Genomic DNA, 21,349 nt, shown 5'->3' with positions numbered 1-21,349 from the left:
CGGCTCCCCCAGGCATCCACCCGCTGGAGGATGGGAATGGCTGGCGCACAGCGCCAGTGCGTGTGTCGAAGGCCCTGCGTCCTATTGCCTAATGACGCTGGTCCATTCACGCACTTTCATCGACCCCACCGCTCGCCTAATCTGAATCTGCGATGGCCCCGCCGGGCCTGTCCGGGAGAGACGAGATGCGCAGGTTCACCACCCTTCTCCTTGTGCTGCTCGGCACCGCGCTGCTCGCCGCCTGCTGGCCGCGGCGCACCGGCAGTGCCGGCGGCGGCGACTACACCTTCGAAGGCGGTGTGCCGGTACAGGCCGGCAGCCCCGTCGGGCAGAACCAGGCCACGCTGGTGATCTACGTGCGTGCCAGCGACGACCAGACCGGCGGACTCGCCGCCCTGCGCACCAGCGAACAGGCGGAGTTCGGCGACGTGTCGAACTTCTTCCGCGAAAGTTCGTTCGGCCGCCTGTCCTTCGCCTACACCCATGCGCCGTCCAGCGGCTGGTACCAGTTGCCGCGCACCTACGACGACTACATGTGGACGGCCGCCGACATCACGGCGGCAGGGACAGATGCCGCCAAGCTGAAGGCCGCGCAGGACGGACAGGACCTGGTGCAGGACTTCAGCGGCTTCTTCACCGACGCGATGCAGGCCGCGGTGAACGACGGCTTCAACATCCAGAGCTTCACGCAGGTGGTGGTGGTCGTGATCGGTCCGTTCCATCGCGGCACGTCCTGGGGCACGAGCAACTTCACGCTGAACAGCACCGCCAGCCCGCCGGTGCCCTTCCAGGTCAGCGTGCCGGTGGTCGTGGTCTCCACGCAGACCGGTTGGAGCCGCACCGCGCATGAGCTGGGCCATGCCTTCGGCGGCTTCGCCGACCTGTACGGCGCGGTCAACCGCCGCGTCGGCAGCTGGGACCTGATGGACTGCACGGACTGCACCAACCAGACGACCGGCTGGCACAAGGACAAGATCGCGCAGTGGTACCAGGCCGGCCAGGTCCGCGTGCTGCAGCGGCCGAGCGGCACGGCGCGCATCGACGAGACCATCGCGCTCGCGCCCTACGAGACCGAGAACCCGCCGGCCGGCTCGGTGCAGTCGATCCGGCTCGACGTGGGCGGCAGCACCCACCTGTACATCGAGAACCGCCAGACCCTGATGGGGCAGACCGGCAGCCGGCAATTGCCCGCCAACGCGGTCGTGATCACCGACGCCGACGACAACGCCGGCGGCGTCAACTCGAGCCGTCCGCCGATCCTGCTGTTCGGCGGGCCCGTCAGCAGCGGCAATACCTTCACCGACCAGACCTACGGCAACCTGAAGATCGAGGTATCGGGCACCGCGCCCAACCTGCAGGTCAAGCTCGGCTGGGGCGCCGATCCCTACTTCGACCTGCGCATCACCCCCTGGGCACCACCGCCCTGGGAAAGCGCGGACATCTGGGTGGACAGCCCGGTCAACGGCTGGGACAGCTACGAGTACGCCGACCCGGCCGTCAACCCGGGCGTGGCCGGCAATCCGGTGCGCAACGGCGATCGCCCGCGCACCGGGCGGGTCAACCGGCTGTATGCGCGGGTCACCAACGAGGGCAACATCACCGCCACCAACGTGCGCGTGTCGTTCACCGCGTCGTCGCCGCCGGGCATCGGCGACACCGGCAACTGGGCCTTGATCGACCGCCTGACCGTGCCGTCGATCGCACCCGGCGCCACCGCCATCGTCGGCCCGGTGAGCTGGCAGCCCAACGCATCCACCCACACCTGCCTGCAGGCGTGCATCGACGTGCAGGCCGGCGAGCTCAACGCCAACAACAACTGCGCGCAGGAGAACGTCGGCGACTTCGACACCACGTCGGCCAGCCCGTGGAAGCCGTTCGACGGCAACGTGCTGGTGTCCAACCCGACGAAGCGGCACCAGGATGTGCGGCTCGACGTCACGCACCTGCCGCGCGACTGGAAGGCCTGGGTCAGCGAGCGCACCGTGTCGCTGGCGCCGGGACAGAGCCGCAGCATCCGCTACCGCATCGACCCCGGGCTCGGCGGCGGCAAGGAGCTCGGCTCGCGCACCGACGTCAGCCTGATCGGCCGCGTGCTGAACCTCGACACCGGCATCCCGCTGGGCGGCATCACGACGGCCGTGCACTTCGTGCGGGCGACGAACACCGAGATCGACCTGAAGACCAGCCGCGAACCGCTCTCGCGCGAAGCATTGCAACGCCTGGTGGTGAAGGCGCGGGTCGATCCGGCCGTGGCCGGTGCGCCGATCGCCCTGGACGTCATCGACGCCGCAGGCAAGTCGGTCGCCATCGTCGCGCTGCGCACCGAAGCCGACGGCACGGCGCGCTGGGCCTTGGGCGACCTTCTCGCGCGCGGCGAGCTGCGGCTGCGCTCCGGCGAGACCTACACCGTCCAGGCGGACTTCTACGGCACGCCGAGCCGGGGGGCGTCGAGCTCGGCACCGGCGTCGTTCACGGTGCAATGAGTGGTCGGATAGCGGCCGTTCGCGTCATCCGCAATGTGAACGAGCGGGGCCCCGCCGCACAGCCGGCGTTTGCCCCGGGTCCCGCCTTCGGCTCCAATGCGGACGCATGGATGCCCTGTCCCAGATCCTGAAGGTGGTGCAGCTCAACGGCGCGATCTTCTTCAACGCCCGCTTCACCGCGCCGTGGTGCGTCGAGTCGCCGGCCGAATCGTCGCTGGCGCGCTCGCTGGGCCTCGGCTCGGACCGCATCCTGCTGTACCACTACCTCGTCGAAGGCAGCTGCCACATCACGCTGGACGGCATGGCGCCGCGGCAGCTGGAGGCCGGCGACATCATCGTCTTCCCGCAGGGCGATGCGCACACGATGGCCTCGGCCATCGGCGGGCAGCCGCTGCCGATGGACGCCGAGGCCATCCTTCGCGAACGGCCGAAGGTGCTGCATTTCGGCGGCGGCGGCGAGGCCACACGCCTGGTCTGCGGCTACATGGTGTGCGATCCGCGCCTGTTCGGGCCGGTGCTCGCGGCGCTGCCGCGCATCGTGACGGTGAGCCTGCGCAACGTCGCGCAGGCGCGCTGGTTCGAGGCCTCGCTGCAGCTGGCGGTCGAGGAGGCCAGCTCGCCGAACCCCGGCGCCGAGGGCGTGCTGGCCAAGCTGTCCGAGCTGATGGTGGTGGAGACGCTGCGCCGCTATGTCGCGCAGCTGTCGCCCGAAGACAGCGGCTGGCTCTCGGGCCTGCGCGACAAGACCGTCGGCAAGTGCCTGGCGCTGATGCACGAGAAGCCCGCGGCGCGCTGGACGGTGGAGGCACTGGCGCGCGAGGTCGGCAGCTCGCGCTCGGTGCTGGCCGAGCGCTTCACGCATTACGTCGGCCAGTCGCCGATGCAGTACCTCGGCCGCTGGCGCATGGCGCTGGCCACCAACTACCTGCGCCGCAGCTCGCTCAGCGTGGCGCGCATCGCCGAGGAGGTGGGCTACGAGAGCGACGCCAACTTCAGCCGTGCGTTCCGCCGGGAATTCGGCGTGCCGCCGGCGACGTGGCGGCGCCAGCATGCCGACCACTCAGCGAGCGCCGGGCCGCCATGAAGTAGAGCACCGGGATCACCACCAGCGTCAGCAGCGTGCTGATCGAGATGCCGAAGAGCAGCGAGGTGGCCAGGCCGTTGAAGATCGGGTCGTCGAGGATGAACAGCGCGCCGAGCATGGCCGCCAGTGCGGTCAGGCCGATCGGCTGCGCGCGGGTGGCGGCCGAGGCGATCACGGCCTGCGGCAGCGGCACGCCCTGGCCCATTTGCAGCTCGATGAAGTCGACCAGCAGGATCGAGTTGCGCACGATGATGCCGGCCAGCGCGATCATGCCGATCATGCTGGTGGCGGTGTACTCCGCGCCCAGCAGCGCATGGCCCGGCATCACGCCGACCACCGTCAACGGGATCGGCGCCATGATGATCAGCGGCGTCCGGTACGAGCGGAAGTGCGCCACCACCAGCAGGTAGATCAGCACCAGCCCCACCGCATAGGTCAGCCCCATGTCGCGGAAGGTCTCGTAGGTGATCTGCCATTCGCCGTCCCACTTCACCGCGTAGTCGCGGTAGGGATCGCTCGGCGGCCGGATGAAGTGCTCCACCGGCGCGCCGCCACCGGGCGCCTTCAGTGCGGCGAGGCCGGCCCGGGCCGCGAACAGGCCGTACAGCGGGCTGTCGACCCGGCCGGCGACGTCGCCGGTCACGAAGACCACCGGCAGCAGGTCCTTGTGGTGGATCGGCTGCTCGCGCTGGGTATCGGTCACCGTGACGAGCTCGCGGATCGGCACCAGTTGCCCCGCCGCGCCGCGCACCTGCAACTGCAGCAGCGCGTCGAGCTCGCCATGGCGCTCGGCCGGCAGCTGCAGCAGCGTGGGCGCCGGAACCTTGCTGTGGTCGTGCAGCCAGGCGGCGTCCTCGCCCGCCAGGCCGGTGCGCAGCGTGCTCACGATGGCCGACTGCGACACGCCCAGCAGAGCAGCCTTTCGGCGGTCGATCAGCAGCAGCTTGCGCGGCGCCGCGGCGATGCTGCTGTCGTCGACGTCGACCACGCCCGGCGTCGCCTCCAGCACCGCCCGCACCGCCTTCGCCACCTGCTGCCGCCCGGCGGCATCGGGGCCGTAGACCTCCGCGACCAGCGGTGCCAGCACCGGCGGCCCGGGCGGTACCTCCACGAGCTTGACGTTGGCGCCGAGCCGGTGGCCGATGGCCTGCAGCCCCGGCCGCAGCCGCTTGACGATGGCATGGCTCTTCTCCGCGCGGTGCGCCTTGTCGCGCAGCGTCACCTGCAGGTCGCCGACCTCGCCGCCGCTGCGCAGCGCGTACTGCCGCATCAGGCCGTTGAAGTTGATCGGCGACGCGGTGCCGGCATAGGCCTGGTAGTGCTCGACCGCCGGCTCGCGCGCCAGGAAGGCACCGAGCTCGCGCAGCACGCCGGCGGTCTGCTCCAGCGGCGTGCCCGCGGGCATGTCGACCACCACCTGGAACTCCGACTTGTTGTCGAAGGGCAGCATCTTCAGAATCACCAGGCCGGCCGCGGGCAATGACAGCGACAACGCGATCAGCGCCGCGATGCCCGCGCCCAGCCAGCGGCGGTGGCGCGGGCCGCGCTGCTCGTCGAGCAGCGGCGTGAAGATCCGCTCGAACAGGCGCTGCAGCAGCGCGGCCAGCTGGCCGCCGCGACCGTCGGGGTGCGCCGCCGCGGGCCTCATCCACAGCCGCGCCAGCCACGGCGTGATCGTGAACGCGACGCCCAGCGAGAGCAGCATGCCCATGCTGGCGTTGATGGGGATCGGGCTCATGTACGGCCCGGTCAGGCCGGTGAGGAAGGCCATCGGCAGCAGCGCCGCGATCACCGTCAGCGTCGCCAGCACGGTGGGGCCGCCGACCTCGTCCACCGCGCGCGGGATCAGCGCCGCCAGCGTCTCGCCCGGATGCAGCTGCTGCTGGCGGTGGATGTTCTCGACGACGACGATGGCGTCGTCGACCAGGATGCCGATCGAGAAGATCAGCGCGAACAACGAGACGCGGTTCAGCGTGAAGCCCCAGGCCCAGGACGCGAACAACGTGCCCGCCAGCGTCAGCACCACCGCGGCGCCGACCACCGCCGCCTCGCGCCGCCCGAGCGTGACGAAGACCAGGGCCACCACGCAGGCAGTGGCGAACAGCAGCTTCTGGATCAGCGCCCGCGCCTTGTGATCGGCGGTGACGCCGTAGTTGCGGCTGGCGACCACGTCCACCCCGGCCGGAATCAGCGTATTGCGCAGCTCGTCGATGCGCCGCAGCAGGCCGTCGGCCACGTCGATGGCGTTCTCGCCGGGCTTCTTGCTGATCTGCAGCGTCACCGCCGGATATTCCGCAGGATGAGCGGCCACGGCTGCCCCGCCCTCGCCGTGCCAGACGCTGCGCTGCGCCGGAGGCGCGCCGTCGCGCACCGTCGCCACGTCCTGCAGGAACACCGGCCGGCCCTCGTGCACGCCGACCACCAGCTCGCCGACCTCCTGCGCATCGCGCAGGTGCAGGCCGGCCTCGACCGCCACGCTGCGGTTGCCGCCGAGCAGCTCGCCCACCGGTGCGCCGCCGTTGGCGGCCTGCAGCGCCTGGCGCAGGTCCGCCACCGTCAGGCCGGCGCCGGCCAGCCGCGGGGGATCGATCTCCACCAGCACCGCGCGGCCCGGGCCGCCGATCGTGCGCACTTCGCGCGTGCCGGGCACGCGCTGGAGCTCGATCTCCAGGCTGTGCGCCACGCGCTCCAGCGCCTGTGCACCGATGGCCGGATCGCGCGCGAACAGGGTCAGCGCGGCGATCGGCACGTCGTCGATGCCCATCGGCTTGATGAGCGGCGGGCCGGCGCCCAGGCCCGGCGGCAGCCAGTCCGCATGGGCGTTGACCGCGTCGTACAGGCGCACCAGCGCCTCGGTGCGCGACAGGCCGACCTTGAACTGCACCGCCAGCACCGCGATGCCCGGCTTCGAGACCGACATCACATGCTCGACGCCGGTGACCTGGCTGAGCACCTGCTCGGCCGGCGTGGCCACCATCTGCTCCACGTCGCGCACCGAGGCGCCGGGGAACGGGATGAACACGTTGGCCATCGTCACGCGGATCTGCGGCTCTTCCTCGCGCGGCGTCACCAGCACCGGGGCCACGCCCAGCAGCAGCAGGACCAGCGCCAGCAGCGGGGTGATCGGTGCCGCCTGGAAGCTGGCGGCGAGGCGGCCCCAGGGGCCGAGTGCTTTGGACGTCATGACGATTCCCTCAGCGCATGCGCGCGGCGGCCTGCGGGTCGAGAGCCACCCGTTCGCCGGCCGCGACGCCGGCGAGGATCTCGACCTGGTTGCCGTCGCTGCGGCCGGGCCGCACCTGGCGCAGCAGCGCCTGGCCGTTGCGGCCGATCACGTAGACCGCGTCCAGCTCCGAGCGCCGCAGCAGCGCCTGGGCGGGCACGAAGAGGCGGTCGTTGGCCGACGTGCCGCCGTCGGTGTCGGCGCCAGGCAGCCACGCCCGCGCGAACATGCCGGGCGCGATCGCCCCGTGCGGCGGCAGGTCCAGGCGCAAGGTCATGGTGTGGCTGGCCGCGTCGGCCGTAGGCAGCAGTTGCACCCGCAGTGGCCTGACCAGGCCGGTCACCGCGCCGGGCACCTCGGCCTGCGCCGCGAACGATCCGCCGCGCGCCGCAGCCGCCGTGCCCGCCGTCAGCGGAATCGCGGCGCTGACCCTCAACGCCGTCGGGTCGTACAGCGTCAGCAGCGGCCGCCCCGGCATCGCCATGTCGCCCAGCACGACGGCCACGCCGGCCACCACGCCGGCATACGGCGCCCGGATCACGTGCAGCTCCGATTGCGTCTTCGCGGCCGCGGCATGGGCCAGCTGCGCGGCCGACTCGGCCTGCGCGGTCTTGAAGGCCGCATCGGCCCGGTCGAGCGCGGCCTGGCTGGTGGCGCCGTGCACGAACATCTGCTGCTGCCGCTCGAACTCGCGCGTGGCCATGTCCAGCGACGCCCGCGCCGCCCGCACCTGCGCGGCGCCGGCCGCGGCGGCCTGCTCGGCCGTGCGCGCGTCCAGTCGCACCAGCACCTGGCCGGCGCGCACCCGGTCGCCCGCGCGCACCGGCAGCTCGACCACCGCACCGGGCACCTGCGCCGCCAGCGTGGTCTGCCGCAGTGCCTCGACGACCCCTTCGTACGCGGTGCCGGCGGCGTTGCGCTGCACGACCACATCGGCGGCCGCGAGCCCCGCCGCGGCCGCCGGCGCACGGCGCGCCGCCGGCGCCGCGTCATCGGCCAGCGGCAGCACCGCGGCAGCCGCCAGCGCCGCCATCGTCGCGAGCACGGCGGCCGCCTGCACGCCGCGGCGCGCGAGTGAAGCGGCGTTCACGATCAGCCCTGCGCGACGATGGGCGACGGCTCGGCCGGCACCGCCGACAGCAGCGGCGCCAGCGCGCCGTTCACGCGCGCCGCCTGCGCCGGCGTCATCGTCGCGAACAGCACCTTCTGGAACCGCGGCTGCATCACGCCCGAGACGATGTACTGCCAGCGGTAGGCCTTCAGCAGCGTGGCGGCGATCGCCGCTTCCTGCGGCGCGGCGAAGCGGGCGCTGGCGGCCTCGAGGAAGTACTCGGCATCGAACGCGGCCTGCGCCTGCAGGATCTGGTCGACCGCGCCCACCAGCTCGATCAGCTCGTCGACCGCGACGTCGCGCTGCGCCGGCGTCAGGCGCGCGTCCTCGTTCAGGAACTCCAGCTCGTCGAGCACCGCGTGCTGCGACTCTTCCTTCCAGTGGAACATGAAGACGTCGCGCCACAGCGGGCAGATGCTCGATTCCGGCGCGATGCTGGCGCGGTAGTGCGCCTGCGTGAAGAGCTCGATGTGCAGGGTCAGCGCCAGCACGGCCCAGCTGCTCTTGCCGAGCACCGCGACCGCCACCGCGTTCGGTTCCGCCGCGGGGCGGTAGCCGCCGGGCATGTCCTCGGCCATCAGGTGCTCGAGGCGGCGGAACAGCGCCTGGTGCTTGATCTCCTCGTCGGTCATGCGCACCAGCGCTTCCAGCGCGATCTGGTCGCCCAGCCCGTGCCCGCGGCCGATCTCCAGCATCTTCGCGCTGATGAAGCGCTCGACCATGCCGAAGATGCAGGCGTAGCTGCGGCCCTGGACCTGGCTGAACAGGCGCCGGTCGGCGGCGCTCAGGAAGCCCAACTCGCCGGCGAGCGACAGGCCGGCCGGCAGGAAGGGCTTGTGGAGGTCGAAGCGGCGGCCGCGGATGACATCGTCCTCGATGTCCCAGCGCACGCGCTTGGAATTGGCGATCACCTTGGCGTAGGAATCCGAGGTGACGGTGGAGGTGACGCGGGAGGTGGTTTGCACGAGGTGCTCCTTGGAAGACATGCGACGGCATTCTTCGCAGGAGCGCCCTCGCCGGCCATGGCAGGCGCTCGGGCAATCTTGTCAGAGGCTCCGGCCGGGGGCGAAGCCGTTCGGCGATCGAAGAGCACAAGCGTGTCCTCCGCCTAAACTGCCCTTCCATGGCGGACGATCAGGACGGACTGCGCGCACTCGCAGACCGCATCGACGAACTGTCGCGGCAGCGGCTGGCGTTCGCCCGGGAGCAGGCGCGCAGCGAGCCCCCCGACGAGGCATCGCCGGTCTTGTGGGTGCACCTCATCCACGGGACCTGGGCCAATCCGGAGAAGGCCGGATCACGGCCCACCTGGTTCGAGCCGGGTGGCTCGCTCGAATCGGCCTTGCGCGCACACGGCCATGCCGATGACTGGCAGCGTGTGCGATTTGCCGACGTGCCGCCCTGGTCGGGCAGGAACTCGTTTGCAGCCCGCTCCGTCGCAGTGAAGGACCTGGCCGACTACTTCGAGGGCGTCCTGTTCTGTCCCCGGACCACCTTCGATCGGCACGTGGTCGTCGCGCACAGCCACGGCGGCACGGTCGCGGCCGAGGCCTTGCGTCATCTCGGCCCGCTGGCCGCGGAGTTCTCGGGCCTGCTGACGCTCGGCACACCGTTCGTGGAGCGCTTCCGCAAAGTCGAGGCCCCGGAGTCGGTGTCTTTCGACAGCCTCACCGGCATCTACGCGCACGCGGTCGCCTTCTTCTTTGCCTTCACGCTGGCCCTGTGCTTTCTCTTCGAGGGGTGGCCGGGCCTGGCCGCGGCATCTGCGGTGGTGGCGCTGATGCCGTGGGGTTTCGCTCGCATCCCTCGGCTGAGGCTCGTGGCGGAAGTACTGAACGCCGCCATCCCCTGGGCGGCCCTCGCGGTCCATGTGGCGGCATTCGACCTGTGGGGGCCGTCGGGATCGCTGGGCAACCTGATCATCAGTGCGGTCGTGTCCTTGGCGCTCGCGGTGGTGCTTGCGCCGAAACTGATGGTCCTGCGATCGGTGCACTTCCTCGGATCCAGCGATGGCCTGCGGGAGGATGAACACCCTGCGCCATTGAAGACAGAACTGCTCGCCATTCGCGCGCCTGGCGATGAAGCCAGCCACGCCATCGCAGCGGCCAGCGCGGCGGTGTGGATCAGCGACCAGTTGAGCGAGGTCGGGTTCAAGACCCTGGGCCGTATACCGCGCGCGGCCTATGCCGTGCTGGGCGTCGCGCTGATCGTGACCGCAGGGGGCTTGTTCGTGTTTCCGGACCGCGCGGCATGGAAGCTCGCCGCCGCCCTGGCCTGGTCCCTGCCCGTCGTCGGTCCGATGGGCCTGCTGATGCTGGCGCTCTTGGGCAAGTCCATGGCCACGCTGCTGATCGCCCTGGCCTGCGGTCCGGAGGCCTTGCAGGCACCGGGCGTCATGAAAGTCTTTGCCGAACCGCTGCCGCGTTCGAGTGACGGGCTCGCCGCAACGGCGACGCTGCGCATGGTGTTTCCCTCGGCCGCCGACCTCGAGGCCTTGAGGTTCAAGGGGTCGCTGCGGCATGCGATCTACGACTACCCCTCGGTCCAGAAGTACGTGGCGGCGTGGATCCTGCATCACGCGACACGGCCCGGGCCGACGGCCCCGCACAGGCAGTGACCGGCCAGCGTGGCAGTGGACGGACCGGCGCTGCGCCGCCCGGGACCGACGCTGCGCCGCCCGTGGCGCACGAACCCGGCAGCCCTACCCGAACACCCCCCGGAACTGCTCGCGCAGCTGCCGCTTCAGCAGCTTGCCGCTCGGGTTCTTCGGCAGCACATCGACCAGCACGACCTGCTTGGGCGCCTTGAAGCCCGCCATGTGCGCGGCGCAGTGGTCCATCACCGCCTGCGGCGTCAGCGGCACGCCGGCCTTCGGCACCACCACCGCGATCACCGCCTCCACCCACTTCGGATGCGGCACGCCGATCACCGCCACCTCGCTGACGGCGGGCAGGCGGTAGATCATCTCCTCGACCTCGCGGCTGGCCACGTTCTCGCCGCCGGTCTTGATCATGTCCTTCTTGCGGTCGACGACGGTGATGTAGCCCTCGTCGTCGATGGTGGCCAGGTCGCCGCTGTGGAACCAGCCGCCTTCGAAGGCGGCCCTGGTGCGCTCGTCGTCGTGGAAGTAGCCGAGCATCAGGTGCGGCGAGCGGTGCACGATCTCGCCGACCTCGCCGCTGCCGGGTTTCACGTCGTTCATGAACTCGTCGACGATGCGCGTCTCGACGTTCACGCAGGGCCGCCCGCAGGAGCCCGGCTTGCGCAGCTGGTCCTCGGGACCGCACAGCGTGGCCAGCGGCGCGATCTCGGTCTGGCCGTAGAGGTTCCAGAAGCCGGTGTGCGGCAGCCGCTGCGACAGCTCGCGCAGCACCTCCACCGGCATGATGGACGCGCCGTAGTAGCCCTTGCGCAGCGTGCCGAGGTCGGTCTCGTCGAACAGCGGCGAGCGCAGCAGCGCGATCCACACCGTGGGCGGCGCGAAGAACGAGGTGATGCGGTGCCGCTCCAGCAGCGGCAGCAGGTTGTCCGGCGTCGGCTTGGACGTGATCACGCTGGTGGCGCCCACGTACACGCAGGGGCCGAGGAAGACGTCAAGCTGCGCGCAGTGGTACAGCGGCAGCGCATGCAGCATCACGTCCGTCGCGGCGATGCTGGCGTCGATCGCGCAGGCCGCGTACTGCCAGATGATCGCGTCGTGCGTCAGCATCGCGCCCTTCGGGCTCGACTCGGTGCCGCTGGTGTAGACGATCTGCGCCAGGTCGGTGCTGGCGAGCCGCGGGGCCTCCGGCGGCGCGGCGTCGGTGCGCGCGAGCTCGTCGAACGACAGCATGCCGGCCACCGGCGTCGACGGGTCTTCCGACGGCAGCCACACGAACTGCGCCACCGCCGTGTCCAGCGCCGCGGCGGCCTGCGCCAGCTCGGCCAGGCCGGAATCGGTGGCCAGCCAGCGCGCCTGCGCATGACGCAGGATGTACGCGACCTCCTCGGCCTTCAGCATGAAGTTGATCGGCACCAGCACCGCGCCGAGCCGCGCCACCGCGAAGCGCAGCGCCGCGAAGCCGTGCGAATTGCGCGCCAGCACCGCGACGCGGACCCCCTGGCCGACGCCGCGCTGCGCGAGGCCCGCGGCGACGTGGTCGACCACCGCCTCGAACTCGGCGAAGCTCCACTGCGACGCGCCGCAGACGATGGCGGGCTTGCGCGGTTCGCGGCGGGCGCTGCGGTGCAGCAGGTCGGCGATGGTCTGGCGGCGGATGGCGGGGTGCACGGGGCTTCCTCCTCGACGGTCGGCAACGGTGCCCGGGCAGCCGCGGGGCCGCGGCCGGGTGCGGATCCGGGTCCGGGCAAGCCTACCCCAGCACGATGCCGCGCGCCTGCGCCCAGCGCTCGAGCACACGATGCTCGTCGGCATGCGCCAGCCGGTTCGCGAGCCCGCGCACCTGCACCGCGCGACGCTGCGGGTCGAGCTCGATCGTCAGCAGGCGGTCGATGCGGTCCTTCGTGCAGCGCCGCAGCGACCAGATCGACGCCTGGCCGGCGAGGCACTTGGCCGCGTAGCTCGACACGCAATGGCGCATCGCGCGGCTTTCCATCACCAGGTCCTCGGCCTGCTTCAGCTGGCGCATGACGTAGCGCTCGCCGCGGGCCTTGGCGTCCTTCGATGACGGCGCCCATTCCCAGTCGGCCAGCGACGAACCGGACCAGGCCGCATCCACCGGCACCGCGCCGCGGGCACGCCGGCGCATGGCCTCGATGCGCGCGATCGCCGCGAGGTCGCGGTGCCACTCGTGCATGCGCCGGGTCAGGCTGCCCAGCGTGCGGCCCTCGAGGCGGTAGCGCGGATCACGACGCCGGCACTCCGCGAGGTAGTCGCACAGGTCGTCGAGGGTCTCGACGGACACCGGATGGGCGCAGAAGAAGCGGGCCACGACGCGCCAGAAGGCCATCGCGCTGCGCGGCGTGCGCGCGATCTTCGAACGCGCGATGCGCAGGGCCGACGCCGCATCGCCGGTGGTCGAGGCGGCGATCGCGTGCCAGATCGCCTCGTCGAAACCCAGGCCCGCGGGTGCGTGCAGGAAGCCATGCACCTCCTTGCGCGTCAGGCCCACGGCGGCGCCCAGCGGCACCAGCGATCCGCCGCCGGCGGCCACGACGTACCACTGCCGGCGCAGCCGCACCTCGTCGGCGCCGAGCCCGTTGTCGTCGATCCAGACCTGCTCCAGCATCGCCGGCACCGGGTAGCGCGCGAAGAGATGCCGCGCGGCGGCCAGGCGCAGGCGTGCGGCGTCGCGCGTCTTCATCTGCGGGTGCCAGGACTGCGCATCGCGCACGGCCAGGCCCGCGAAGCCCTGGGCGGCGTCTTCGAGCGCGCGCTGGAAGTCCGGCGTCGGGCGCGCAGCGCGCACCACGCGGCGCAGCGTGTCGTCGTAGCGTTGGATGCGTTCGCGCTCGGCCTCCTGCCGGCGCTGGATCGTCGAGCGGGCCATGGCGGCGTTCGCGCGCAGGGGCGGACCAGCGGAGTGAAAGGGGCCGCACTGTAAATAGTCTTTACTTCGACGTCAATGCACACCCCGTTCCCGATGGTGATCCCGCGTGCGCGGCGCTTCGTGGCACCGCCGCTTGCTTCCGCTTCAGCGCCCGATCTCGAACAGCCGCAGCTGGGCGCCGGCCTGGGAGACGGCGAAGCCGTTGCGGACGATGGTGCGGCCCAGCGGCCCGTCCAGCGTGCCGGCCACCCGCGGTCGGTCCGCGGTGCCGTCGAGCACGACCTTGCGCCCGTCTTGCATCAGCGCGATGGCCAGCTGGTCGGGCTTCGCGCCGGGCACCGCGAAGACCGCCTGCACCGCCTTCAGGCCGATGGCCTGCACCAGCGGATGCTCTTCCGGCGGCGGCTCCGGCGGCAGTGGCTGCGGGTTCAATGCGCCGAGCTCGGGCGGGGGCTCGGGCGGCAGCGGCTGCGGGTTGAGCGCCACCAGGTCGCCGGCATCCGAAACGTTCAGTGCCGCCAGCGACGCGGCACCGATGTGCATCGAGCGCAAGGCCTCGGTCCATTGCGGCCGGCGCTGCAGCCCGCCTTCCTCGATGAACGCCTCGCCCTCGGCCAGGGGCCGGAGCAGGCCGCCGCCGACGAGCCCAGTGCTGTTGACGAGCTGCACCTCGCGCTCGGTCAGGGGCCCCTGGTTCAGCCGCGTGAGCGTGGCCGGCGCGATGTTGCGTCCCGCCGGCGCGAAGCCTGGCAGCAGCACGCGGCCGTCGCGGTCGGCCGCCACCTGCACGCGGTGGGTGGCCGACTGGTAGACCACCGTCTCGCCCGGTTCGAGCCCGGTGACCGAGATCATCTGCACGTCGATGCCCCAGGCGTCCTCCAGCAGCCAGGTCCAGCCGGGGTCCTCCTTCGGCGGCAGCACATCGTCCTTCGTCAGGTAGAGCGGGTCGTTGCCGAAGATCAGCGAGTGCTTGTCCTCGGTGCTGTAGGTCAGGCAGTTCCAGATGTGCCCGATCACGTTCGTGACGTTGCCGTCGGCATCGACCACCGCGGGAATCGGCTTTCCGAAGTCGACCAGCCGGGTGCCGCGCGAGGTACGCACCAGCAGGCGCACGTTCGCCTGGAGCAGGTTCGCTTCCTGGATGTCCAGGTCGAAGCCGAAGGCCTCGGTCGCCGCGGTGGCGCTTTGAAGTCGCGGCTCGATCAGCCGCTCCGCCATGTCGTCAGGCGGGAGGAAGCGCGCGCCGCAGAACCGGCCCATGTCGTAGAAGTGCGTGCTGGCGAAGTAGCGCACCTGCTCCGCGCGGACGCGAGGCTTGACGCCACCGCTGCTGCGGCAGTTGGAGGGGAAGAACGGGCTGCCGAAACGTTGCGTCGACAGTGTCATCGGATCGCGCGAGACGGCCTTCACCGCGACCGTGCCGCCCAGCGTCATGCCGGCGCCGGAGGCCAGCAGGCTGACGGGCCGCAGCTCGATGCCGAACAGCTTCAGCGGCGGCAGGTCCTGCTCGCGCATGAAGCTGCGCGGCCCCGTGCGCTGCGCGCCGATCTGCGCGAACGCATCGACGATGCGGCCGTCGGCGAGCTCGGCGGCGCCGTCGAGGCCGAGCTCGAGCGCTTCGGCGAAGCCTTCGCTGGCCAGCGCGGCGGCCACGCCCGGAAAGCCCGCCAGCTTGAGCAGCCACGACAGCGGGATGCCCATCACGGTGATGGCGTCGACCTCGATGTCCCACGTCAGGTCGGCCCGCAGCTTCGCCGCCGCGCCCGCCGCGCCAGGCACGACGGACAGCCGGACATCCAGCGGCAGCTTGAAGACGAACAGGCCGATGTCGAGCCGCACTTCCGCGGTCACGCGCGGCGTGGTGCCGGCCGGGGCCCAGGCGGCGGACGTCGAGATCAGCCCCTCGCGCAGCACCGGGGGCAGCTTGCCGAGCGCGAAGTCCAGCACCGGCTGCACGTCCATGAACAGCCCCCACTGCTGGCCGTCGCCGAGCCGGTGGCCCGGGGGCCCCGCGGGGTCGAACTCCACCACCATCGAATCGGCCGTCAGCGCCACGCGCGCCGCGGTGGGGGCCGGCAGGCCGAAGCTCGCGGCCATCGGCGCCAGGTCGAAGCCCGCCTGGCCCAGCGCGCCATTGGCCGCGTTGGCGATGATCTGCGCGATGTCCTCGCGGATCGGCGAGGGAATGCCCGTGCCCGACAGGTCCGGCGGCATCGCGGTCGCCGACAGCATCGTGCCGTCGGCCTGCAGGCGCACGCGCAGCACGATGGACGAGGCGGATGTGCCCAGCTCGGGCGGCGACTGGTTCGGGTGCGCTATCAGCTCGGCCAGCGACACGACGTGGATGTGGATCGACAGCGCGGCCTCGACGGCGCCGGGCGCACCGGGCGGGGTGGAGAACGCCACCTGGTGGCCCACGTCGATGCGATCGACGAAGAGGCCCTGCCCATCGGGCAGGCACTGCGACGCCAGCGCCTGCTGGATGGGCTCGGTCAGGCACAGCGACAGGCGCTGCCGAAGGAACTCGATACCGTATGCCATGGCTCTCCCCTTGCATGCCCGGCGGCATGCACGCGCCGCCTGCGCACTGCGCGACAGGCCTCGCGGGAAAGACTAGGTGCCGGTCCGGTCCGCGACCACACCTAGTTCAGCCGTTGCCGCGGGGTTCGTCCTCAATAGTCGGGATCCGGTCCGCACTCGAAGCGGCCTGATGCACGTCCGCGGTGCCCGCGCCTCTTCACAGAGCGGCAGGTCGGCACTAGTCTTCGCGCAACTCTTTCCGGAGGCTCAAGGTGTCCGACGTGTTCGTGTCCTACGCACACGCTGATCGTGCCCGCGTGACGCACATGATCGACCGGCTCAAGGACGAGCAGATCAAGGTCTGGTGGGACGCCGAGCTGCCGCTGGGCGAGAACTGGGACGACAAGCTCGAGGCCGCGATGGTGCTGGCCCCGACGATCCTCGTCGTCTGGAGCGCGGCGGCGCGCGCCTCGAACGAGGTCAAGGACGAAGCGTACTTTGCGCGCAAGGAGGGCAAGGCCCTGCCCGCCCGTCTCGAGTCCGTCGACCTGCCGTACCGGCTCGATCGCATCCAGCGCGTCGAGCTGCCCACCGAGCCGATCCACATGTGCACCGATTGGCCGCGGCTGATCACGACCTTGCGACGGCGTCGAGACGGCGGTGAAGGTGGCGGCGAGAGTGGCGGCGAAGCGGCCGACGCGGGTGGGACCGTTGGCGGGGACGAGAACGGCGGCGCACAACGCAGCGACGTGCGCAGCGACGTGCGCGGCGACGTGCGCGGCGACGTGCGCGGCGAAGTGCACGACGAAGTGCGCGACGAAGGTGGCGGCGCCGTGCCCCGCAAACGGCCCGACGACACCGCGCCGCAGCGGCCCGGCTTCCACACCGGCGTGGTCGCGAAGCTCACGCCGGTGCTCATCGTCACCGGGCTCGCCGTGGCCACCATCGGCCAGATGGTTTCGGGACCGCTGGCCGGGGCGGCCCTGGTGGTCGGCAGCCTGCTGTGCGGCGGCGGCCTGATGGGTGCCGTGCTGGCCTATGTGGAGGTGCGGCGATGAACCCGACCGAACCGAGCAACGACCCTTCGGCGGCCGCGCGGCAGCACGCCCGCTCGCGGATCCACAAGCTGGCCCGCGATGCGCGCCTCGCGGTCGGCATCCAGCTGGTGGTGGCCGTGATCGCCGTGCTGGCGACCGTGTTCTTCGGGTGGCGGATTCGCGAGGCCACCGAGCAGCTCTCCGTGGTGGAAAAGGACCTGGCCACGAAGACGCAGGCCTTGAAATCGACGAGCCAGCGCGTGGCCGTGGCCGACGATGCCACCCGGGCCGTGCTGGCCGCGGCGGCGGCCGCGGCCACGCGCGAGCCGGATCGCTACACGGCGGCCATCGCATCGCTGGAAACCGTCAAGAAAAGTCTCGCGGACGCCTCGGCGGAATTCGAGGAGCAATCGGCCCGGGCCTCGATCCAGCCCTTGCGCGACGTGCGCATGGCGGTCAATGGGGCGCTCGCCCGCGTGCTGTTCGGGCGGCCCGACCGCAAGGCGGAGGACATCGATCGCGCCATCGCATTGGCCGACGAGAACCTGCGCGAGCCGGGCATCGATGCGAAGCAGCGTTACGAGAACACGGTGGCGCTGGCCTCCTTCCAATGCGAGCGCGGCGATCGGGATGCCGTGCGTGCGCTGCTGGACGAGCGCTTCGTCGCCGCCAATCCGCAAGTCGGCGCCAATGGCGTGCTGCCGGAGGCGTGCCGGGCGATGGCCGCCCTCGCGGCGCCCGTGGTGCCGGCATTCGACGCCACGCGCGCCGACCCGGCCTACCGCCTGCGCAGCGTCTACCTGCACATCGCCGCCGAGTCCGACCGACTCTGGGCCGCCAGCCTGGCGCAGTCGGTGTGCGACGCGGGTTACGACGTACCCGGAATCCAGCGTGTCGAAGCCAGCAAGTTCGCCGAGAACGGCCAGGTCGTCTACTACTACGACGCGCAGGCCGCCGAGGCCGCATCGCTGGCCGCGCGGGTCGGCTCCCCGTGGAAGCGCGCGCCGGCGATCCGCCGTCTGACCGGATTCGCCAATCTCGACAAGCACACGGTCGAGCTCTGGTTGCCGGCACTCGAGCGCAATGCCCCCCCGCCACCGAGCGCCGATGCACTGCGCCGATTCAAGAGCTGCCTGTCGACCGCGCGCAATCCGCGCGCGGTCGACGCGCTGGTCGCGCAACTGATCTCCGACAGCCGGCAGGACCGCGTGGGGGCAGGCCAGAGCCTGGCGATCCAGATCCGCGGAGCGAACGACGGCGAGGCCATCTCGGCCCTGCTGTCCCAGCTCGAAGGGCAGGCGCTGGACCGGTTGAGTGCCACCGGGCGCCTGAACGTCCTGTACATGCTCAACCTGGAACCCTCGTGGTCCGATCGTCCGGAGAAGGATCGGCTGGTCGCCGCGCTGGCGGCCATCCGGACGCGCTCGCAGGCCCGCGGGATCGCGATCGGCAGCCAGACCGAGGATTGCCTGAACAAGCTGGCGGCGAAGATCGCCAAGCAGTCCGCGGCCGACCGCTGCGGGGGCCTCTAGGCAGCGACCGCGAGAGGCGTTGACGCCCCGCGGACCGCTCGCTAATATCGCGCCCCTTCACCGACCTCGAGCACGATTCCCATGCGGATGTAAGCCTTCCCCCGAATGCCGTTCCACGCTCACTTGGCGTGGCATGTCTTCGTTCGCACGGAAAGCTTGCATGTCATCGTTCTCGACCGGGCGCATCGCGCCCGCGGCGCCTGCCGCCGCTTCCCCTCCCTCCCCTTCCATCCATCTGCACGACCTGCAGTGGCACCTGCCCGACGGCCGGCCGTTGTGGCAGGCGCCGCTGCAGCTGTCGATCGGCCGCGAACGCCTGGGGCTGGTCGGCCGCAACGGCGTTGGCAAGAGCGTGCTCGCGCAAATCGTCGCGGGCCGCGCGCCGGCGGTCGGCACGGTGACCGGCAGCGTGCTGCGCAGCGGGCGCGTGCACCTGGTCGCGCCGCCGCTGCTGCCGCAGGACCGGCGCAGCGTCGGCGACGCGATGGGGCTGGGGCCAGTGTTCGACGCGGTCGCGCGGCTCGCCGCCGGCACCGCCACGCCGGACGACCTGGTGCTGGCCGATGGCCAATGGGATGTCGCCGCCCGCGTGGCGCAGGCCCTCACCGAAGCGGGCCTGCCCGACCTGCAGCCCGGCGATGCGATGGCGGGCCTGAGCGGCGGCGAGCGCATGCGCGTGGTGCTGGCCGGCGCGATGACCACCGACGCGCAGGTCATCGTGCTCGACGAGCCCAGCAACCACCTCGACGCCGAGGCCCGGGGCTGGCTGATGCACTGGCTGCAGCACACCGAGCGCGGCGTGGTGATCGTCAGCCACGACCGGTCGCTGCTGCGCGTGGTGGACCGCATCGCCGAGCTGAGCCCGCGCGGGCTGACGCTGTACGGCGGCAACTACGCGCTGTACCGGGCCCAGCGCGACGGCGACGAGTCGGCCGCCCAGGCCGCCCTGCAGCATGCGCGCGCCCAGCGCGAGACCACGCTCGCCCGGTTGCGGCGCGACCAGGAAGCACGGCAGCGGCGGCAGGCGCGCGGCCGTCGGCTGGCGCGCACCGCGAACCTGCCCGCGATGGTGATCAACGGCCTGCGCGAAACCGCCGAAGCCACGGCCGCGCGCGACGCGCAGCGCGATGCCGACAAGCGCCAATCGGTGCACGATGCCGTGCGCGCCGCCGCCGAGCGCGCCGCGCAGCCGCCGGCGATCTTCCTGGCGCTGCCCGCCAGCCGCGTGCCGGCCGACAAGCCGGTGCTGGACCTGCAGGGGCTGCGCCTGCCGCATGTCGGCGGCCCGATCGCCGACATCACGCTCGCCGGGCCGATCCGTGTCGCGGTGACCGGCCCCAACGGCTGCGGCAAGAGCACGCTGCTGCGCGTGATCGCCGGCGCGCTCGCGCCGCTGCAGGGCAGCGCAACCACGCAGGTGCGCACCGCCGCGCTCGACCAGGACGGCGGCGACCTGCTGCCGCCCGACCGGTCGCTGCTCGACGGCCTGCGCGCCCTGGACTGCCCGCTGCCGGCCAGCGAGCTGCGCACGCGCCTGGCGCAGTTGCGCCTCGACGCGGCGCGCGTGCTGCTGCCGATGGGCCAGCTCAGCGCCGGCGAACGCCTAAAGGCCGCGCTGGCCTGCGCGCTGTGGCGCAAGGAACCGGCCCGTCTGCTGCTGCTCGACGAGCCGACCAATCACCTCGACCTCGACACGACCCTGGTCCTGCAGCGCGCGCTGCAGGGTTTCGAAGGCGCGCTCATCGTCGCGTCGCACGACGAGGAGTTCCTCGATGCCTTGCGGCCGACGCATCGGTGGGAATGGCGAGACGGCCGGCTGGTGATGCGGCAGTCGTCGATGGCCCGGGTGGCGCGTGCGCCCGGGCCCGACCGGCTTCACCGAGCGGCCGCAGGCTGGTGATACAACCCCGCTGCACGCCGGGGTCCCGCGCCCCTGCCGCACGCATGGAGGACCACCGATGGCGAAATACCTGATCTCGTTTCCCAGCTCCGCGATGGTCGTCGCCGAGCAGGACTTCCAGGCCGTGTCCGACGACGCGCACGCCGTGATCGAAGCGGCCAAGGCGGCCGGCGTCTATGTCTTCGGCGGCGGCATCAGGGAGGACGTCGCGCCGGTCAAGGTGTCGGCGAATGGCGCGGTGGTTGAGGGTACCTATCCCGAGACGCGACGGCTCGAGGGCGGCTACACGATCCTGGAACTGCCTTCGCGGGAAGCCGCGGTGGCATGGGCGGCGAAGATCGCGAAGGCCTGCCGCTGCGATCAGGAGTTGCGGGAGTTCATGTTCGATCCGATGACGTGAGGCGAGGACCCCTCGCAGGGTCAGCCGCCTGCGACGCGAAGATTGCGGAACAGCGCGACGGTGCCGATGCCCAGCAGCGTCATCGCGACGCTGCCGGCGACGTGCACCGCCACTGTGCCCAGCGCCCAGCCCACACGACCGGCCATCAGCTGCGTGACCACCTCGGCCGAGAAGGTCGAGAAGGTGGTGAGCCCGCCGAGGAAGCCGGTGATGGCGAACAAGCGCCACTCGGGCGGCAGGCCGGGAAGGCTGCCGAAGAACGCCATCGCGATGCCGATCAGGTAGCCGCCCACCAGATTGGCCGCCAGCGTGCCCGGGGGCAGCAGGGGAAAGACGCCGTTGAGCTGGTTGGCGAGCACCCAGCGCAGCAGCGCCCCGAGGGCGGCTCCGATGCTGATGGCGATAACAGGAAGCATGGGCGTCCTTTCTGCGATGACTTCCGGAGGACGCCACACCCACGCGTCCTCCCTGGGGACCGACCGTAGGCATCATCAGCCGGCGATCGACGCCGGCGGTTCAAGGAGGAATGCCATCTCCTTCGGAAAAAACTGTAGCACGGGCGCGGGGTCC

General features: G+C 71.5%; 14 protein-coding genes and 1 riboswitch. Of the genes, 7 read left to right on the top strand and 7 right to left on the bottom strand.

Annotated features, from left to right (window positions below; genetic code table 11):
- Positions 1 to 185 precede the first annotated feature (185 nt).
- Together P1K89_RS16385 and P1K89_RS16380 are read left to right on the top strand one after the other, a co-directional pair.
- The gene (locus tag P1K89_RS16385) at positions 186 to 2,483 is read left to right on the top strand and encodes a CARDB domain-containing protein (RefSeq protein WP_284617559.1); all 2,298 of its coding nucleotides are present in this window, start codon (positions 186 to 188) and stop codon (positions 2,481 to 2,483) included.
- Between the two features lie 106 nt (positions 2,484 to 2,589).
- Entirely contained in the window at positions 2,590 to 3,567 is a 978-nt protein-coding gene (locus P1K89_RS16380) for an AraC family transcriptional regulator (protein WP_284617558.1), read from the top strand.
- On the opposite strand, the gene P1K89_RS16375 is transcribed toward P1K89_RS16380, so the two are convergent.
- The 3 genes from P1K89_RS16375 to P1K89_RS16365 are packed head-to-tail and all read right to left on the bottom strand — an operon-like array spanning position 3,476 to position 8,866.
- Positions 3,476 to 6,751: an efflux RND transporter permease subunit gene (locus P1K89_RS16375; RefSeq protein WP_284617557.1), complete on the bottom strand. Its 3,276-nt coding sequence runs from the start codon at positions 6,749 to 6,751 to the stop codon at positions 3,476 to 3,478. The two genes, P1K89_RS16380 and P1K89_RS16375, sit on opposite strands and share 92 nt — an antisense overlap.
- A gap of 10 nt (positions 6,752 to 6,761) precedes the next feature.
- A complete protein-coding gene (locus P1K89_RS16370) occupies positions 6,762 to 7,880 on the bottom strand; it encodes an efflux RND transporter periplasmic adaptor subunit (RefSeq protein WP_284617556.1) in 1,119 nt (372 codons plus the stop codon).
- 2 nt (positions 7,881 to 7,882) lie between these two features.
- A complete protein-coding gene (locus tag P1K89_RS16365) occupies positions 7,883 to 8,866 on the bottom strand; it encodes a diiron oxygenase (protein ID WP_284617555.1) in 984 nt (327 codons plus the stop codon).
- Positions 8,867 to 9,024: 158 nt separating this feature from the next.
- Here P1K89_RS16365 and P1K89_RS16360 point away from each other — a divergent pair, with 158 nt between their 5' ends.
- Positions 9,025 to 10,518 (top strand): esterase/lipase family protein, encoded by a 1,494-nt coding sequence (locus tag P1K89_RS16360; RefSeq protein WP_284617554.1) that lies wholly within the window; start codon positions 9,025 to 9,027, stop codon positions 10,516 to 10,518.
- Positions 10,519 to 10,602: 84 nt separating this feature from the next.
- Here P1K89_RS16360 and P1K89_RS16355 read toward each other — a convergent pair whose 3' ends face one another.
- The 3 genes from P1K89_RS16355 to P1K89_RS16345 form a co-directional block, all read right to left on the bottom strand.
- A complete protein-coding gene (locus P1K89_RS16355; RefSeq protein ID WP_284617553.1) occupies positions 10,603 to 12,171 on the bottom strand; it encodes an acyl-CoA synthetase in 1,569 nt (522 codons plus the stop codon).
- Between the two features lie 82 nt (positions 12,172 to 12,253).
- Complete coding sequence (locus tag P1K89_RS16350; protein WP_284617552.1) at positions 12,254 to 13,390, bottom strand: PcfJ domain-containing protein; 1,137 nt, start codon at positions 13,388 to 13,390, stop codon at positions 12,254 to 12,256.
- Positions 13,391 to 13,534: 144 nt separating this feature from the next.
- The gene (locus P1K89_RS16345; protein ID WP_284617551.1) at positions 13,535 to 15,931 is read right to left on the bottom strand and encodes a hypothetical protein; all 2,397 of its coding nucleotides are present in this window, start codon (positions 15,929 to 15,931) and stop codon (positions 13,535 to 13,537) included.
- A 251-nt stretch (positions 15,932 to 16,182) separates the two neighbouring features.
- Between P1K89_RS16345 and P1K89_RS16340 the strand changes: the two genes are divergently transcribed.
- From P1K89_RS16340 to P1K89_RS16325, 4 genes are all read left to right on the top strand, one after another.
- On the top strand, positions 16,183 to 16,968 hold the full coding sequence (locus P1K89_RS16340) for a toll/interleukin-1 receptor domain-containing protein (protein WP_284617550.1): 786 nt from the start codon (positions 16,183 to 16,185) through the stop codon (positions 16,966 to 16,968).
- A complete protein-coding gene (locus P1K89_RS16335; RefSeq protein WP_284617549.1) occupies positions 16,965 to 18,479 on the top strand; it encodes a hypothetical protein in 1,515 nt (504 codons plus the stop codon). The genes P1K89_RS16340 and P1K89_RS16335 overlap by 4 nt, the downstream gene beginning before the upstream one ends.
- Positions 18,480 to 18,639: 160 nt before the next feature.
- Positions 18,640 to 20,379, top strand: coding sequence for an ATP-binding cassette domain-containing protein (locus P1K89_RS16330; protein ID WP_284617548.1), 1,740 nt, complete (start codon positions 18,640 to 18,642; stop codon positions 20,377 to 20,379).
- Between the two features lie 58 nt (positions 20,380 to 20,437).
- On the top strand, positions 20,438 to 20,779 hold the full coding sequence (locus P1K89_RS16325) for a YciI family protein (protein WP_284617547.1): 342 nt from the start codon (positions 20,438 to 20,440) through the stop codon (positions 20,777 to 20,779).
- Positions 20,780 to 20,799: 20 nt separating this feature from the next.
- Here P1K89_RS16325 and crcB read toward each other — a convergent pair whose 3' ends face one another.
- Positions 20,800 to 21,195, bottom strand: coding sequence for a fluoride efflux transporter CrcB (gene crcB / locus P1K89_RS16320; RefSeq protein ID WP_284617546.1), 396 nt, complete (start codon positions 21,193 to 21,195; stop codon positions 20,800 to 20,802).
- Between the two features lie 59 nt (positions 21,196 to 21,254).
- Positions 21,255 to 21,325, bottom strand: a riboswitch (Fluoride riboswitch).
- Between the last annotated feature and the right edge of the window lie 24 nt (positions 21,326 to 21,349).

It is taken from the genome of Aquabacterium humicola, assembly GCF_030167915.1.
Lineage (GTDB): Bacteria > Pseudomonadota > Gammaproteobacteria > Burkholderiales > Burkholderiaceae_C > Pseudaquabacterium > Pseudaquabacterium humicola.
This window is presented reverse-complemented; position numbering and strand designations above follow the sequence as displayed.

What these genes read in the sequence shown, in the direction of transcription:
- P1K89_RS16375 (WP_284617557.1), bottom strand. Translation starts at nt 6,751, where the DNA reads ATGACGTCCAAAGCACTCGGCCCCTGGGGCCGCCTCGCCGCCAGCTTC.
- P1K89_RS16350 (WP_284617552.1), bottom strand. Translation starts at nt 13,390, where the DNA reads ATGGCCCGCTCGACGATCCAGCGCCGGCAGGAGGCCGAGCGCGAACGC.
- P1K89_RS16345 (WP_284617551.1), bottom strand. Translation starts at nt 15,931, where the DNA reads ATGGCATACGGTATCGAGTTCCTTCGGCAGCGCCTGTCGCTGTGCCTG.
- P1K89_RS16385 (WP_284617559.1), top strand. Translation starts at nt 186, where the DNA reads ATGCGCAGGTTCACCACCCTTCTCCTTGTGCTGCTCGGCACCGCGCTG.
- P1K89_RS16360 (WP_284617554.1), top strand. Translation starts at nt 9,025, where the DNA reads ATGGCGGACGATCAGGACGGACTGCGCGCACTCGCAGACCGCATCGAC.
- P1K89_RS16330 (WP_284617548.1), top strand. Translation starts at nt 18,640, where the DNA reads ATGTCATCGTTCTCGACCGGGCGCATCGCGCCCGCGGCGCCTGCCGCC.
- P1K89_RS16335 (WP_284617549.1), top strand. Translation starts at nt 16,965, where the DNA reads ATGAACCCGACCGAACCGAGCAACGACCCTTCGGCGGCCGCGCGGCAG.
- crcB (WP_284617546.1), bottom strand. Translation starts at nt 21,195, where the DNA reads ATGCTTCCTGTTATCGCCATCAGCATCGGAGCCGCCCTCGGGGCGCTG.
- P1K89_RS16325 (WP_284617547.1), top strand. Translation starts at nt 20,438, where the DNA reads ATGGCGAAATACCTGATCTCGTTTCCCAGCTCCGCGATGGTCGTCGCC.
- P1K89_RS16380 (WP_284617558.1), top strand. Translation starts at nt 2,590, where the DNA reads ATGGATGCCCTGTCCCAGATCCTGAAGGTGGTGCAGCTCAACGGCGCG.